The 16068-nt window shown below is 71.3% G+C and carries 12 protein-coding genes; 2 read left to right on the top strand and 10 right to left on the bottom strand.

Annotation, left to right across the window (positions count from 1 at the left end):
* Both AB0B02_RS03335 and AB0B02_RS03330 read right to left on the bottom strand, forming a co-directional pair.
* Nucleotides 1-1131, bottom strand: coding sequence for a mandelate racemase/muconate lactonizing enzyme family protein (locus AB0B02_RS03335; RefSeq protein ID WP_357296564.1), 1131 nt, complete (start codon nucleotides 1129-1131; stop codon nucleotides 1-3).
* Between the two features lie 25 nt (nucleotides 1132-1156).
* Nucleotides 1157-3553 (bottom strand): RICIN domain-containing protein, encoded by a 2397-nt coding sequence (locus AB0B02_RS03330; RefSeq protein ID WP_357296563.1) that lies wholly within the window; start codon nucleotides 3551-3553, stop codon nucleotides 1157-1159.
* A gap of 164 nt (nucleotides 3554-3717) precedes the next feature.
* Between AB0B02_RS03330 and AB0B02_RS03325 the strand changes: the two genes are divergently transcribed.
* The gene (locus AB0B02_RS03325) at nucleotides 3718-4743 is read left to right on the top strand and encodes a LacI family DNA-binding transcriptional regulator (RefSeq protein WP_357296562.1); all 1026 of its coding nucleotides are present in this window, start codon (nucleotides 3718-3720) and stop codon (nucleotides 4741-4743) included.
* Between the two features lie 20 nt (nucleotides 4744-4763).
* Here the strand turns inward: AB0B02_RS03325 and AB0B02_RS03320 are convergent, their stop codons facing one another.
* The 4 genes from AB0B02_RS03320 to AB0B02_RS03305 form a co-directional block, all read right to left on the bottom strand.
* Complete coding sequence (locus AB0B02_RS03320; RefSeq protein ID WP_357296561.1) at nucleotides 4764-6467, bottom strand: glycogen debranching protein; 1704 nt, start codon at nucleotides 6465-6467, stop codon at nucleotides 4764-4766.
* A gap of 37 nt (nucleotides 6468-6504) precedes the next feature.
* A complete protein-coding gene (locus tag AB0B02_RS03315) occupies nucleotides 6505-7266 on the bottom strand; it encodes a carbohydrate ABC transporter permease (RefSeq protein WP_281936237.1) in 762 nt (253 codons plus the stop codon).
* A 62-nt stretch (nucleotides 7267-7328) separates the two neighbouring features.
* On the bottom strand, nucleotides 7329-8216 hold the full coding sequence (locus AB0B02_RS03310; protein ID WP_281934907.1) for a sugar ABC transporter permease: 888 nt from the start codon (nucleotides 8214-8216) through the stop codon (nucleotides 7329-7331).
* Between the two features lie 4 nt (nucleotides 8217-8220).
* Nucleotides 8221-9459, bottom strand: a complete 1239-nt coding sequence (locus tag AB0B02_RS03305; RefSeq protein ID WP_281934905.1) for an extracellular solute-binding protein — start codon at nucleotides 9457-9459, stop codon at nucleotides 8221-8223.
* Between the two features lie 216 nt (nucleotides 9460-9675).
* Between AB0B02_RS03305 and AB0B02_RS03300 the strand changes: the two genes are divergently transcribed.
* The gene (locus tag AB0B02_RS03300; protein WP_357296560.1) at nucleotides 9676-11448 is read left to right on the top strand and encodes a ricin-type beta-trefoil lectin domain protein; all 1773 of its coding nucleotides are present in this window, start codon (nucleotides 9676-9678) and stop codon (nucleotides 11446-11448) included.
* A 58-nt stretch (nucleotides 11449-11506) separates the two neighbouring features.
* Here AB0B02_RS03300 and AB0B02_RS03295 read toward each other — a convergent pair whose 3' ends face one another.
* The 4 genes from AB0B02_RS03295 to AB0B02_RS03280 all read right to left on the bottom strand — a co-directional run.
* The gene (locus AB0B02_RS03295) at nucleotides 11507-12844 is read right to left on the bottom strand and encodes a ricin-type beta-trefoil lectin domain protein (RefSeq protein ID WP_357296559.1); all 1338 of its coding nucleotides are present in this window, start codon (nucleotides 12842-12844) and stop codon (nucleotides 11507-11509) included.
* Between the two features lie 77 nt (nucleotides 12845-12921).
* Nucleotides 12922-14040: an RICIN domain-containing protein gene (locus AB0B02_RS03290; RefSeq protein ID WP_281934899.1), complete on the bottom strand. Its 1119-nt coding sequence runs from the start codon at nucleotides 14038-14040 to the stop codon at nucleotides 12922-12924.
* 12 nt (nucleotides 14041-14052) lie between these two features.
* Nucleotides 14053-15744, bottom strand: a complete 1692-nt coding sequence (locus AB0B02_RS03285) for a family 43 glycosylhydrolase (RefSeq protein WP_357296558.1) — start codon at nucleotides 15742-15744, stop codon at nucleotides 14053-14055.
* Nucleotides 15745-15848: 104 nt separating this feature from the next.
* The coding region (locus tag AB0B02_RS03280; RefSeq protein ID WP_357296557.1) for an arabinofuranosidase catalytic domain-containing protein at nucleotides 15849-16068 on the bottom strand (220 nt) is incomplete at its 5' end.

The raw sequence follows: 16068 nt of genomic DNA, 5'->3' as shown, positions 1-16068 counted from the left end.
TCAGGGGTCGGGGACGAGCCGCAGGCCGGCGCGGTCGGGCCGGACGTGCGGGCCGGTCGCCGAGCGGGGCGCGTCGGTGGGCGCGAGGCGCTGCTCGTCGACCTCGATGCCCAGCCCCGGCCGGTCGCCGAGGACGATGCCGCCGTCCGCGATCTCCTGGTCCACGGTCAGCCCGATCGGCCAGGTGAAGTCCTGGACCTCGCACGACAGGTGGTTGGGCACCGCCGCGGCGGCGGCGGCCAGCGGGTTGGCGTGGTAGGCCACCGGGCTCACCGGCAGGTCCCGCCCGTGCGCGACCGCGGCGGTCCGCAGGAAGTGGGTGACGCCCCAGACGCTGCCCACCTGGACGACGTCGACGGCGTCCGCGTCCAGGAGGGGCCGGAACTGTTCCAGGCCGGTGAGGTTCTCGCCGGTGGCGACCGCCGCCCGGACGCCGTGCCGCACCGCCGCGAGGCCGGCCGCGTCCCACCGGCGGACCGGCTCCTCGACCCAGGTCAGGTCGACGGTGCGCTCCAGCGCGGTGACGAACCGGACGGCCTGGGCGCGGTTCCACGACTCGTTGGCGTCGACCATCAGCGCCGGGCGGCTGGTGTTGCGGCCGAGGATCTCCCGGACCGCCTCCAGCCGGCGTCGGTCCCGCCCGACGTCGTGGCCGCCCTTGAGCTTGGCGGCGGTGAAGCCCCGTTCGGCGAAGCGCTCGTACAGTCGCGCGAGCGCGTCGTCGTCGAGGGCGATGTCGAGCCCGGAGGCGTAGCCGGGGACGAACCGGTCGGCGGCGCCGACGGTGCGCCAGAGCGGCTCGTCGGCCGCCTTCGCCTTGAGGTCCCACAACGCCATGTCGAGCGCGCCGACGGTGCCGAACGTCGCACCCGCGTGGCCGGTCTTGAAGACCTGGTTCAGCATCCGGTCGTAGAGCGCCGGGGCGGCGCGGGGGTCCGCGCCGTCGACCGCGCGGAAGACCCGCTCGACGTCCCCGTGCGGGCCGAGACCGACGCCTTCCAGACCGACGTCGGTCTCCAGGATCAGCACGGGCACGTCGGTACGCGTCCGCGGCATCACCCCGTTGGCGTCGCCGATCAGCCGTCCCCAGTCGTGCGCGGTGGTGAGGCTGCGGTAGCCGGTGACCCTCACGTTCGTCTCCTCGCCGGCGCCCCGGTCAGCCCCGCAGGCTCCACTGCTGGTTGGCCCCGCCGTTGCAGGCCCACAGGATCAGCTTGGTGCCGTTGGTGGTGCCGGCGGCGTTGGCGTCCAGGCAGAGCCCGGACTGCTGGCCGGTGATGGTGCCGTTGGCGTTGACGGTCCACTGCTGGTTGGGCTGGCCGTTGCAGTCCCAGATGATCACGGCGGTGCCGTTGCTGGTGCCCTGGCCGTTGGCGTCCAGGCACTTGCTGCCGTACACCTGGAGCTGCCGGCCGGCGGTGACGGTCCAGCGTTGCCCGGTGGCGCTGCCGCAGTCCCAGAGCTGGACCTGGGTGCCGTTCGTGGTGGACGAGTTGGGCACGTCCACGCAGCGACCGGACTGGCCGCCGACGATCTGCTGGGCGGTGCCGCTCGGCGGCGGGGTGGTCGGGCCGCCGGAACCCTGCGGGCCGGCGGCGTTCATCACGGTCTGCGCGCCGGCCGGCCAGTTGCCGTTGCTGACCGTCGTGTTGCCGTAGACCACGTTGCCGCGGTCGCCGTTGGTGACGTTGGTGCTGTTGTTGGTCGACCAGTTGTTGGTGAGCGTCCAGTTGCCCATGTTCTCGCCGCCCCAGTAGTTGGCGGTGGCCCAGGTGCCGGTGTTCGAGAACACGTTGTTGGTGACGGTGTAGTACTTGGAGCCCTCGTCGAAGTAGACGCCGAAGTAGCCGTTGGTCCGCAGGCAGTAGTTCTCGCTGATCAACGCGTTCGGGTCCCAGCCCAGCGTGTAGATGCACCCGCCGTCGTTCATCTGCTGCATCACGTCGTGGACGTGGTTGCCGACCACACGGTTGTTCGACGCGGTGGTCGGGGTGCTGTAGCGCGGCTGGTAGTTGTACAGGCCACGGCGGGCGTACTCGTTGTTGCCGCCGGCGTCGTTGGCGCCCCAGCCGTACCCGATCGTCAGGCCGGAGTACGGCAGGTTGTAGATCTCGTTGTGGCTGATCGTGGCGTTGGTGACGTACGTGGGCAGCACCGAGCTGATGCCGCGGTAGTCCAGGCCGAGGTCGTGGATCCGGTTGTTGCTGACGGTGATGTCCCGGTTGGTCATCCGGGAGTCGCTCGGGTGGTGCGCGTCGGCGCGCACGCCGCCGATGACGAAGCCGCCGGCGGCGTTGCGGGCGATCTCGGACCGGGTGACGGTGATGTTGCTGGCGCCCAGCCCGACGCCGGTGGCGTGCGCGTTGGCGTCGTTGCCGATGCCCACGGCGGTCTGGCCCAGGTTGACGAACTGGGAGTCGCTGAACGTGATGGTGTTGGCGGCCGAGATCTGCACCGCGGCGGGCATCTGGGACCAGCTCGGTCGGGCCGCCTCGAACTGCTGGCAGCCGGAGGTGCAGGAGCCCCACGCGGGCCAGGACCAGGTGCCGGCGATGTAGGAGCCGGTCTGCTGGTCGACCCAACCCTGGTTGCTGCTGGGGCCCAGCCAGCTCGTGCCGGTGAAGGTGAGGCCGGAGAACGCGATGTGGTGCGCCGGGCTGGCGTAGCTGCCGCCCACGGTGACCAGCGACTGCGTCACCGGGAACTCGACGTCCACGGTGGACATGTTCTGCCCGGAGCGCGGGATGTAGTAGAGCGTGCCGGTGCCGGTGTCGACGTACCACTCGCCGGGGGAGTCGAGGAACTCGTACGCGTTCACCAGGTAGAACGGGCCGGCGCGGAACGGGTTCATCAGGGTGTCGTAGCCGAAGTTGTTGTTGTTCCAGGCCGGCTGCGCCATGGTGAGCAGCCCGCCGCTGATGCTCTGCACCGGCGAGTACCGGTCGGTGAACGAGTTGATGCCCTCCACCTCGACCCGGTTGGCGTTGGCCAGGTTGTTCAGGTAGTTCAGGTTGCCGTTGGTGATCCGCAGGCCGGTGGCCGAGGCGCTGAAGTCCGACCGGCTCACCGCCGTCCGGGCCCGGGTGGCCAGTTGGCCGTCGACGTAGAGCTGCCGGGTGTTCTGCCCGGCGCCGACGCTCGCCCGCCAGATGTTGCGGCCGGAGTCCGCGACCGACCAGCCGGTCACCTGCTTCGCGCCGCTGATCACCGGGTGGGCCCCGGAGGCGGCCTGCCACCGCACGGTGTGGCCGTTGGTGCCGGAGTCGGCCGCGCCGAACGTCAGTGGTGACGTCACCCGGTAGACGCCGTCGGAGAGCTGCACCACGATGTCGTCCGACATGCCGCCGACCAGCGAGCGCACGGTGGCCTGGGCGGTGGACAACGAACATGGCTGGGCGGCGGTGCAGCCGCTGCCGGTGCCGCCGGGGGACGCGTACACGGTGGTGGCGGCGGCCGAGGCGGACGTGGCGAAGGCCGCGACGGCGACACCGGCGATCGCCGTGGCCAGCGCGAGGCCGGTCACGGCCGACCGTCGCAGGGCGGATGCGTTCACGGAACCTCCAGCGGCGCTTATAGGTATGACGTCTCATGTTAAGCAGTTGTCAATATCGAAACAAGTCGATTGGTTGGCGGAAACGCGCGTTGACACCCGTCACCGCCCCGACCTAGGGTCGTCCCACCAGGTGAACCGATTCGACGACCGTTGCCGGGAGCGGGATGAACATCGGTGAGATCGCCCGGCGGGCCGGGGTGTCCCGCAGCACCGTGTCGTACGTGCTGAGCGGCAAGCGGCCGGTCTCGGCGGCCACCCGGCAGCGCATCCAGGCGGTCATCGACGAGCTGGACTACCGCCCCAACGCGAGCGCGCGCGCCCTCAAGGAGGGCCGGACCCGCACCATCGGCCTGGTCATCCCGCCCGCCAGCCGACGCCTCACCGACATGCAGCTCGGCTTCGTCGCCAGCGTGGTCGAGGCCGCCGCGCGGGCCGACCTCGACGTGCTGCTGTCGCCGTCCGGCGGTGACCACGACCGGTCGTTCGAACGGATCGTGACCGGCCGCCGTGTCGACGGCGTCGTGCTGATGGAGATCCGGCTCACCGACGAGCGGGTGACCCGGCTGGAGCAGACCGGCCTGCCGTTCGTGACCATCGGCCGCACCGCCCGGCCGGCGGGCACGAGCTGGGTGGACGTGGACTACGACGGTCTCATCGCCAGTTGTGTGCACCACCTGGCGGACCTGGGGCACCGCCACGTCGCCCTGGTCAACCGCTCGGCGGAACTCGTCGCCGCCGGCTACGGCCCCGGCTGCCGGGCGCTGAGCGGCTTCGCCGCGGCGGTCGCGGAACGTGGCCTGACCGGCGTCGACGTCTGCTGCGGCGACGACGTCGCCGCCGGTGAGGCGTGCGTCGAGGAGCTGCTGGCGACCCGTCCCGAGGTCACCGCCGTGGCCACCGTCAACGAGGCGGCGCTGCCCGGCATGCAGCGGGCACTGGAGTCCGCCGGGCTCGTGGTGCCGCGCGACTTCTCGCTCACCGGCGTCGCCGCGCGGCACTGGGCGGAGAATCTCCGTCCGCCGCTGACCGCCGCGGACGTGCCGATCGTCGACATGGGCGCGGAGGCGGTGTCGCTCCTGCTGGAGCGGATCGCCGCGCCCGGGACCGCGCCACGGCACCGGCTCTACCGCCCGCCGGTCTCGCTGCGCGCCAGCACCGGCCCGGCGCCGGCGCGGCGCGGCGCGTCCTGACCGCACCCCGGGCCTTCCGCTCACCCCCGCCGCCGCCGGTCGTCGCCGGCGAGCAGCAGATAGCCGCTCGCGGTCCAGGTGTACGCCCGGTCCCGCAGGCCCGCGCCGGTCTTGGCGTCGAAGTTCTCGGCGAAGCCGGACCGTTCGCACAGCAGCCGGAACCGCCGGCTGACCTCGTCGGCGAGCGCGACGTGCCCGGCCCGGCGCAGGCCGTCCTCGATCAGGACGGTGGCCGGGGCCCAGATCGGGCCGCGCCAGTACCCGTCGGCCACGTGGTGCGGTGAGTCGAGTGGCTCGGTGGCCAGCCCGTGCTCGGTGAGGTGGGCCTCGAGCCGGCGGGCGAGCGTGGCGGCGACACCGGCCGGGAGCGTCTCGCCGAGCACGATCGGCATCAGGTCGAGCAGGCTGGTGCTGGACCTGCTCGCGCCGGTCCGCGCGCTGCGCGCGGTGAACCGCTCACCGGTCCACAGCTCGCCCAGCAGCGCGTCGCGGACCTCGCCGGCGACATCGGCCCACCGCGCCGCCTCCGCCGGGCGGTCCAGTTCGGCGGCCAGCTCCGCGAGGCACTCCACCTGCGTCACCAGCAGGGCGGCGAGGTCGGGCGCCTCGATCACCCGGTCGTCGTCGAAGGTCGTGGCGTTGTCCCAGCCGCTGTCGTTGCCGTGCTGGTAGTGCGGCAGCCGTCGGCCGGGCGCCCGCCGGTGGTCCAGCCAGAACGTGGTCCACCGGGTCAGCCGCTCGTAGACCTCGACCAGCTCCGCGCGCGGCACCGTCCGACCGGACCGTCGCCGCAACTGCCGCCACGCCCAGCCGTGTACGGGCGGCTTGACGAAGTTGTGCAGGACCTCCGAGTGCGTCACCGAGTCGGGCAGCGCGCCGGCCGGATCCTGATGGTCGAACGGCAGGTGGAACTGGTGCCGGGCGAGGTCGGTCCGGCCGGCCGCCAGCGCGAGCGCGTTGAAGCAGTGGTCCCAGCTCCACACCTTGTTCATCCAGTGCTTCGACATCAGCGTGGCCGGCCGGGTGACGAAGCCGGCCGGCGCCACCGTGGCCGACCACAACACGTACCCGGCCAGCTCGGCGGCCGGGGTCGCCGGGCCGCGCCACGGGGCGACCGCCTCGACGAACGCGGTGAAGTCCGCGTCGGCGGCGGCGACCAGGTCGTCGAAGTCCGTGTCGGCCGCGTACGGTCGGCGGGCCGTCGCGTACTCCTCGATCGCCACCTCCCACGGCCGGTCGGCCGGCAGGACCAGGCCGCGGGCCGCGGTGCCGAGGGCCTGCGTGCCGACCGCCTCGGCGGCGCCGGTGAGCACGGTGGCCCGGTACCGGCGGCCGGTCTCGTACGAGGTGAACACGAACGCGGAGTCCACCGGGTCGTCGTAGAGGTACGTGCCGCTGAACGGGGTCAGCGTGGCGGCGGCGGCGCTGATCCGCAGCCCGGCCCCGCGGCCGCGGAGCCGGAGCGTGTCCGGGCCCGCGTAGGTCACCTCGACCCGGCCGTGCCGGTCGTGCCAGCTCAGCAGCGCCGGTCGGGCCGTCACCTCGGCGTCGGCCGGCGGGGTGAACCGGAGCACCGGGTGCATGCCGTTGCGGTGCGAGACCAGGTGCAGGTCGTCGGCCCAGGTGTGCTCGGCGACCACGGGGGAGACGCTGAGCCAGGACCCGTAGTGGCTGAACGGGATCTCCCGGACGGAGAACGTCGGGCCGGAGGGGGCGACGGTCATCGGGGGTGACTGCCTTTCTGTGGTGCGGACGGCTCGCTCAGTCCTTGACCGCGCCGGCTGTCACGCCCGCGGCGACGTACCGCTGGGCCACGATCAGCAGGACGGTGGCGGGGACGGAGGCGATCACGGCGGTCGCCATGATGGCGTTCCACTGCTGGTTGTTGTTGCCGATGTAGCGGTAGATGCCGAGTGTCACCGGCCGCGCGGCGCCGCCGGCGTCCAGCGTGGACGCGAACAGGAAGTCCGACCAGGCCCAGAGGAAGGCGAACAGGGACACCGTGATGATCGAGCTGCGGCTCAGTGGCAGCACCACCGAGCGGAACGTCCGCCACCGGCCCGCGCCGTCCACCACGGCGGCCTGGAGCACCTCGCCCGGGATGCCGGACATGAACGCCGTGAAGATCAGCACGCCGAACGGCACGGCGATGGTGGAGTCGGCCAGCACCAGGCCGGCCGCCGAGTTGAGCATGCCGAGCCGGAGATAGATGGCGTAGCACCCCATCGCCATGATGATCCCGGGAATCATCTGCGCGATCAGCAGCACGAACCGGAGCACGCCGCCGCCGACCGGGCGCAACGTGGCCAGGGCGTAGCCGGCGGGCGCGGCGAGGGCCACGGTCAGCGCCACCGTGCCGAGCCCGATCAGCAGGCTGGTGCCGAGGTACGGCAACTGGTCCCGCAGCACCACCTGGTAGCCCTCGACGGTGCCGTGCGTCGGGAACAGGTGCGGCGGGTCGGCGCGCAGGTCGGTGTCCCGGGTGAGGGACACGTTGACCATCCAGTAGACGGGGAACAGCATCAGCGCGGTGAACACCACCCCCAGGCCGGTACGCCACCAGCCGCCCCGGCCCCGCCCGCTGCTCACCACCGCTGCCTCCGCTGGGCCCGGACGTAGGCCAACCCGAACCCGAGGGCGACCACGATCAGCAGGTTGCCGACCGCCGCGCCCGGCCCGAACTCGGGCAGCAGGCTGCCGAAGCCGAGCCGGTAGGACCAGGTGGCGAACGTCGTGGACGAGTCGGTCGGACCACCCCGCGTCATGATCCAGATGATGTCGAAGACCTTCAGCGTGTAGATCAGCCCGAGCAGCAGGGTGATCGCCGACACCGGCCGCAGCAGCGGGAACGTGATTCGCCAGAACCGTTGTGACCCGCTCGCCCCGTCCAGCGCCGCGGCCTCGTACACGTCGGTCGGGATCGCCTGGAGGCCGCTGTAGAGGACCACCAGGTTGAACGGGACGCCGATCCAGATGTTCGCGATGATCACCGAGACCAGCGACCACCGCGGCGACGTCAGCCAGTTGACCGGGTCGACGCCGAGCGCGCCGAGCGCGGCGTTGACCACGCCGGCGTCGCTGTTGAGCATCCACGACCAGGTGGAGGCCGAGACGATCAGCGGCAGCAGCCAGGGTACGAGGAACAACGCCCGCAGCGTCGGCGACAACGGGAAGTGCCGGTGGAAGAAGACCGCGAGCGCCAGCCCGATGGCGAACTGGAACAGCAGCGACACCGCCGTGAACACCGCCGTGTGCGCGAGCGCCGGCCCGAACGTCGGGTGGGTCAGCACGTCCCGGTAGTTGTCCAGCCCGGCGAACGGGGCGCCGCCGGAGACGAACGACCGGACCGTGTAACGCCGCAGGCTCAGCTCGACGTTGCGGTAGAGCGGGTAGGCGTAGAAGGCCAGCAGATAGATCGTGACCGGGGCCAGGAACGCCCACGCCGTCCACCGGTCGGTGCGGTTTCGGCTCATGGAGCTACTTGGCGACCGCGCCCTGGGCGGCGGACAGCGCCGCCCGCGGCGTCTTCGCGCCGCTGAGCGCGCCCTGCACGGCGGTCCAGAGCTGCTCGGAGATCTTCGGGTACCGCGTGCCGAGGTCGTCGCCGGTGCGGCCCTTGGCGGCGTTCACCGCGTCGACCCACACCTTCAGCGCGGGATCGGCCGCGACCTGCTTCTGTTGCACGGCCGCCACCGGCGCGACGTACGACAGCGTGGTGTCGGTGGTCAGCAGGTTGTCCGGGCTGGTCAGGCAGGACACCAGGCGGCGCGAGACGTCGTACCGGCCGGTGTCGCGCTGCACCGGGACGGAGACGAACTCGCCGCCGGTCGGGGCCGGTGCGGTGCCGCCGGCGCTGGCCGGCACCGGGATGATCCCGTACGCGAAGTCGAGCTTCTCGGCGTTGGCGCGCTGCCAGGTGCCGTTCTCGGCGAACGCGAAGTCACCACCGGCGAACTCCTGCCAACTGGTCGTCTGGGTGTTGTTGATGACGGAGTTCGGCGCGTACCCCCGGGTCAGCCAGTCCTTCCACAGCGTCAGCGCGGACACCGCCGGCGGCGAGTCCAGCGCGGTGAGGCGGGCGCCGGAACCCCAGAACCAGGGCAGGAACTGGAAGCTGCCCTCCTCGGTGCCGATCGCCGAGAACGTGATGCCCTTCTTGCCGGCGGCCGTGACCTTCGCCAGCGCGGCGGTCAGCGAGGGCCAGTCCGTCACCGACGCGACGTCCACGCCGGCCCGACCCAGCAGATCCTTGTTGTACCAGAGCGCGAGCGTGTTGGCCCCGATCGGGACGCCGTACGCCCTGCCGTCGAGCCGGCCGGCGCCGAGCAGGTTGGGCGCGGACGCGGAGGTGTCCAGCCCGGTCTCGTCCGCCGAGGTCAACGCGCCGGCCTGGGCCAGCGTCGAGATCACCGGGTTGTCGATGATCAGCACGTCAGGTGAGTTGCTCTGCTGGGCCGCGAGCAGCGCCTTGTTGGTCAGGTCCGTGGTGTCGTAACCGGTGCGGCGCACCGTCACGCCCGCGGCGCTGCCGCAACTCTGGAGCAGCTTCTCCCAGTCGGATCCGGCGGCGAACTGCGGATACGGGTCCCAGACCGTGTACGCGGCCCCGCCGGTACCGCGGTCCGGGCCGTCCGTCGCGGCGCAGGCGCCGCCGGCGAGGACGAGAGCGGTCAGGGCGGCGCCGGCCACGCCCCGCCGCCACGCGGATGTCGTCATGGTGTGCCCCCTCGGCAAGCGGTGGGCGAATCGGTTCGACCGAACATAGGCCGCTCCGGCGAGACGGTCAAGATGTTCGATGCCTGCTCAGGAAACACCGATGTCACAGCCGGGTCATTGCGTTGACATTTATCGATGTCAACGCCTAAGCTGCGCGGCGAATCGATTCGCCAGGACGTCCTCCGCAGCATCCCCGCCCTGCCGAAGGAGTCACCAGTGGACCTCCCCCGCCCCCGGGCACCCCGGATCCGTGGCCTCGCCGCCCGGATCGCGGCCGGCACCGTCGCCGTCGTCTGCTCGCTCGCGGTCGTCGCGGCCCCCGCCCGGGCCGCCGACGAGTCGCTCACCGTCACCTTCTCCACCGCGCTCGGTACGCCGACCTACCGTGGCTCGGGCTGGATCTACGGGATGACCGAGAACGGTCAGAACCCGCCGGACAACTACTTCCGGGACGTGCGGTTCCGGGCCATGCGCGCCGGGGGCGCCCAACTGCCGGGCCAGGGCTGGGTCGGCGGTGGCTACGACCGCCGGTGGAACGCCACCGTGGCGCAGGCCCGACGCACCGCGGCCCTGGGCGGCACGTTCGTGCTGCTCGACCACGACCTGTGGGGCGCCGACGGCGCCGCGATCAGCCGCTTCCCCGGCGACAACGGCGACTGGAGCGACTACGACCGCTTCCTGGACCGACTCTTCGCCGACGTACGCGCGGCCGGGATCACGGTGCAGTGGGACATCTGGAACGAGCCGAACATCAGCCTGTTCTGGAACCGGCCCCAGTCGCAGTACTTCGAGCTGTGGCGACGCACCTACCAACGCATCCGCGCCACGTTCCCGGGCATGCTGATCGTCGGGCCGAGCTGCGCGTGCGTGCCGTCCACCAGCGGCTGGTGGACGCAGTATCTCGACTACGTCAAGGCCAACAACGTGGTGCCGGACATCTTCAGCTGGCACTCGCTGCCCGGTGACCCGGTGGCGAACGTGGCCACCGCCAACCAGACGCTCGACTCCCGGGGCATCCCGCACCCGCGACCCCACCAGATCAACGAGTACGGCGCGTCCAACCAGCAGAACCCGGCCGGCGGGGCGTGGTACCTGGCCCGGCTGGAACGCGCCGGCGCGGACGGGCTGCGGGCCAACTGGGCCGGCGGTCAGAACCTGCACAACGACCTGGCCAGCCTGCTCACCCGAAACTCCAGCGGGCAGTACCAGCCCAGGGGCGAATGGTGGGCCTACCAGTTCTACGGCTCGATGACCGGCCAGATCGTCGCGGTCACGCCGAGCGCCTCCTACGACGCGTTCGCCACCCGGGACGCCGGCTCGGCGAAGATCCTCGTGGGCGGCAACTCGACCACCGGCAACGTCACCCTCAACGTCCAGCGCCTGGACGCGACCAGCGGGATCGTGGTGAACAACCAGGTCCGGGTGGTGGTGCAGAACATCCCGTACAACAGCGGCGGCGCCGTGGCCGGCCCGGTCACGGTCCGGGACAGCGTGGTGACCCTGGCCAACAACGGCACCACGGTCACCGTGTCGCACGCGAACATCAACGACACGTCCACCGTCACCCTGCTGCCGCCCGGCGGCGGCGTACCCACCAACCAGAACGTCCAGATCGTCGGCGGCCAGTCCGGCCGGTGCGTGGACGTGCCCGGCTCCACCACCACCAACGGCACCCAGGTCCAGCTCTGGGACTGCCACGGTGGCACGAACCAGCGTTTCAGCTACACCACGGGCAAGCAGCTCACGGTGTACGGCACCAAGTGCCTGGACGCCTCCGGTCAGGGCACCGCCAACGGCACCGCGGTGGTCGTCTGGGACTGCAACGGCCAGGCCAACCAGCAGTGGAACCTCAACGCCGACGGCTCGATCACCGGCGTACAGTCCGGGCTGTGCCTGGACGCCAGCGCGTTCGGCACCACCAACGGCACCAAGGTCCAGCTCTGGCAGTGCCTCAACGGCGCCAACCAACGCTGGACCCTCCGGAGCTGACGTAAGGCGGGGCCCCTTCCTAACGCCTACGGCATGGGAAGGGGCCCCGCTTAACACGTCAGCGCCAGCTCCACTGCTGGTTGGCGCCGCCGTTGCAGGCCCAGAGGATGAGCCGCGTGCCGTTGGCGGTGCCGGCGGCGTTGGCATCGAGACAGAGCCCCGACTGCGCGCCGATGATCGAACCGTTGGCGTTGACGGTCCACTGCTGGTTGGCCTGGCCGTTGCAGGTCCACACGATCACCGCGGTGCCGTTGGCGGTGCCGGCGCCGCTCGCGTCCAGGCAGAGGTTGCCGGCGAGCTGCAACTGCCGGCCGGAGGTGGCGGTCCAGAGCTGGCCGGACTGCCCGGCGCAGTCCTGCAACTGCACCTGCGTACCGGAGGTCTGGGCGGGTGCGGTGACGCAGCGGCCGGACTGCCCGCCGACGAGCTGCCGGGCGGACGCCGGCGGCGGGGTGGTCGGCGGGTTCGTCGGCGTGGTGCCGTCGAACTGGGTGAAGAACCGCCAGACCACCGCCTGGGTCCAGGACCGCTCGCCGGGTGCGAACGGGTCGGCGGTGCCGTCCACGGCATTGGGGGCGTGCGGCCCGTCGAACGCGCCCCAGGCCACCGGGTAGCCGGCCCGGCAGCCCGAGTAGTACGTGACGACGTGCGTCAGGCTGCCCTGCGCCGGCTCGGGCGGATTCTGCGGGGTGCAGCCGTTGTTCCGGACGAACTGGTCGCGCAGCGAACGCCCCGCCGAGATCGGCAGCGTGCCGTCCCGCAGCCCGTGAATTCCCAGGTACGCGATGGGCTGGGTGCCGCCGTTGCACCCGCTGAGGTTCGCGCCCGAGTAGACCGCGACCGCGCGGAACACGTTCGCCCGGGCGCACGCGATGGCGTAGCTCATGCCGCCGCCGTAGCTGAAGCCCATCGCGTACCGCTGCGTGGTGTCGACGCAGAGGCCGGCTTCGAACGTGCGGACCATGTCGTCGACGAAGGTCAGGTCCTGACCGTTCGGGTTGGCCCAGCCGTTGCCGTTGCCCTGCGGCGCCACGAAGATGGCGCTGTTGTTCGCCAGCGCCCGGACCCCGTAGTAGGACCACAGGTAGCCGCTGGTCCCACCCGAGTCGACGTCGCCCGCGGTGCCGCCGTTCCAGTGGAAGCCGAAGATCAGCTTGTACGGGCGGTTGTTGTCGTAGTTGTCGGGGATCCGCAGGATGTACGAGCGGTTCTGGCCGCCGCTGGAGATCGTGTGCGAGCCGCTGGTCAGCGCCGGCGCCTTGCCGCAGCCGGCGGTCGCCGCCAGCGGGCCGACGCCGACGGGCCCTTGCCCGGCGGCGAGCGCGGCGCCGCCCATGGCGAGCACGAGCCCCGCCACCCCCGCGATGACCCCGACGACGAGCCGATGTCTCGGCATGACGTACTCCTTCCGTCAAGGGTGAGAAGGGGCCCCTTCTATGCCGGAGGCGTTAAGAAGGGGCCCCGCCTTTCACCTCAGCTGCGGGTGCTCCAGAGCTGGTTGGAGCCGTTGTGGCAGTCCCACAGGTTGATCCGCGTGCCGTTGGCGGTGCCGTAGCCGGCCGCGTCCAGGCAGCGACCGGACTGCACGCCGCTGATCGTGCCGTTGGCGTTCACGTTCCACTGCTGGTTGGTCTGCCCGTTGCAGTCCCAGATGATGACCGCCGTGCCGTTCGCGGTCCCGCGCCCGTTCGCGTCCAGGCACTTGTTGCCGAGCACCTGCAACTGCTTGCTGGCGGTGTACGTCCAGCGCTGCATGGTGCCGCCCCAGCAGTCGTACAACTGCACCTGGGTGCCGTTGGTGGTGCTGCCGTTCGGCACGTCCAGGCACCGGCCCGACCCGGCACCGACCAGTTGCACGTTCTGGTAGGTGCCGCCGCCGGTGCCCGGCGTGCCGATACTGCCGGACACCGACTGCAACGCGGCGTACCAGACGGCGGCCATCTTGTCGTAGCCGGTGGCCGTCGGGTGGATGCCGTCGATCAGGTCGGCGGTGGTCAGCGCCGCGTGCTGGTCGACCAGGTGGACGCGCTTGCCGGCGTTCACCTTGGACTGCACGATGCCGGGCAGGGCGGCGTTGAACGTCCGCACCGCCGACTCCTGGCCGGCGTTGGCCAACGGGATGATCTGCGCCACGAACACGTCGGCGTTGGGCGCCGTCGTGGTGATCCGGTCGATCAGCGTGGAGAGCCGGTTCGGCGCGGTGGAGACGTTGTAGTTCTGCAGGATGTCGTTGGTGCCGATGTGCAGCAGCACGGTGCGCGGCTGGTAGGTGTTGAGCCAGCCGGTGATGTTGGCGTCGATCTGGTCGATCCGCCAGCCCGGGTGGCCCTCGTGGTCGTGGTCGCCGAGGTTGCTCGGCCCGTTGAACTGGGAGCCGACGAAGTCGACCCGGTAGCCACCGGCGGCGAGCCGCTGCCACAGCCCGATCCGGGAGCCGCCCGGGACCTGGGTGCCCTCGGTGATCGAGTCGCCGAGCGGCATCACCCGCACCCCGCCGTTGGACTCGGCCGCCGCCGGGCCGGCCGGGGCCAGCACGCCGGTGACCGACAGGGCCAGCGCCGCGACCGCGGCGAGCCATTTTCCGGTACGCAATGTCTGCTCCTCTCAGGGGCTGGTGCAGGTGAGGGACGGGGTCGACGGCGAGCCGTTCGCGAGGAAGCCGAACGTGGTCGAGCCGGCGGCCGGCACCGAGCCGTTGTAGGACACGTTGCGGACCGTCGCCGTGGAGCCGCTGGTGCTCAGCGTCCCGCCCCAGATCTGGCTGATGCTCTGGCCGCCGGCCAGGCTCCAGCCCACCGTCCAGCCGTTGATCGCCGAGGCGCCGGCGGTGACCGTCACCTCGCCCTGGAAGCCACCGGACCAGGTGCTGGTGGTGCGGTAGCTGGCGGTGCAGGGGCCGTTGGTCGGCGGCGGCGTGGTCGGCGGGGGAGTGGTGGGCGGCGGGGTCGTCGGCGGCGGGGTGGTGGGCGGCGGGGTGCTGGTGCCGGAGCTGAACCGCCAGTGGTCGAGGTTGAACAGCGAGCCGCTGCCGCCGGTGAACCGCAGGTACAGGTCGTGGGTGCCGGTGGCGCCGCTGACCGGGCAGGTGGTGTCGGCCCAGGTCTGCCAGCCGCCGGTGCCGGACACCCGGCAGGTGCCGACCAGCGGGCCGCTGGTGCCGTCCAGGCGCAGCTCGATGGTGCCGCCGCTGCCGGCCGAGGCCACCCGGGCGGTGTACGAGGTCGCGCCGGTGCCGAACGCCACGCCCTTGACCTTGATGTAGTCCCCGTTGTCGATGTAGCCGACGTTCATGCCGCCGCCGCTGGCCACCTCGGTCTCGACGCCCTGCCCCCAGGCGATCGTCTCGGCCTCCTGCCGGACGTACGGGTTCAACGTGCCGACCTGCGGGGGCCCGGTGGTGGTCATGGACATGGTCGGGATCGAGCCGTCCGCGCCGTAGGTGAACTTCTCCACCGCCACCGACCGGGTGAAACCGCCGCCGCCCGGCAACGCGCCGTTGTGGTAGAAGAGGTAGGAGTTGCCCTTGAAGTCGACGATCCCGGGGTGGTTGGTGAAGCTGCTGCCCTGGGTGGGCATGACCGTGCCGCGGTAGGTCCACGGCCCGAGCGGGCCGGGCGCCGTCGAGTAGGCGAGGAACTCCGAGCAGCACTTGGCGGCGAACACGTTGTAGTAGAGGTTGTTGCGCTTGTAGACCCACGGCCCCTCCTCGTAGAGGGTGGGCCGGTTCGCGTCCCCGGTCCGCGTGCCGAAACCCGCGGTGGTCAGCGGGATCTGCGTCGGGCTGCCGGAGTACGAGGTCATGTCCGCGTTCAGCTTCACGTACCACAGCCGCGGGTTGCCCCAGTAGAGGTACGCCTGGCCGTCGTCGTCGATGAACACGGTGGGGTCGATCTCGCCGTTGCTCACCAGGGGGCGGCCGATGGCGTCCCGGAACGGGCCGGTCGGGCTGTCGGCGACCGCCACCCCGATGCCCATCTGGCCGGTCGCCCGCACGACCATGGGTACGTACCAGTAGAACTTGCCGTTGCGGTAGATCGCCTGGCCGGCCCACGCGTCCTGCTTGGCCCAGCTGAAGGTGGCGAGGCTGAGCGGGGAACCGTGGTCGGTCCAGTTGACCATGTCGTCGGACGAGTAGACCCGCCACTCCTTCATGGTGAACCAGGTCGAGTTGTCCTCGTCGTGACCGGTGTAGAGGTAGACCCGGCCGTTGTAGACAAGTGGTGCCGGGTCGGCCGTGTAGATCGTCTGCACGATCGGGTTGTCCGCCCGGGCGATCGCCGGGAACAGCCCGATCATCGCGAGCAGACTCGCGAGCAGCGCGAGCCTGCGCCGACCACGGCGATCAGGTCTCGTTGATAGCGCTAACATCATTGTCCTTCCGGTGGGGGGTGCGGGTGGTCTCAGCGGTAGCCGGCGGCCACGACGTTGGCCTGGACCGCGTTCTCGGTCGCGTCGGACGGATAACCGGCGACCATGGCGCCCTCGTAGAACGTGCCGGCGCTCAGGTTGGCGCCACCGCCGGGCTTGCAGCAGTCGCCGCCGCTGCCCAGGATGATCGCGCCCTGCTTCTTCATCGGGCTGTAGCCGGGGGGAAGCGACCCGTCGTAGAGCGTGTACAGG

This window comes from Micromonospora sp. NPDC049240 (assembly GCF_040647835.1).
In the GTDB taxonomy this organism is placed as follows: Bacteria; Actinomycetota; Actinomycetes; order Mycobacteriales; family Micromonosporaceae; genus Micromonospora.
This window is presented reverse-complemented; position numbering and strand designations above follow the sequence as displayed.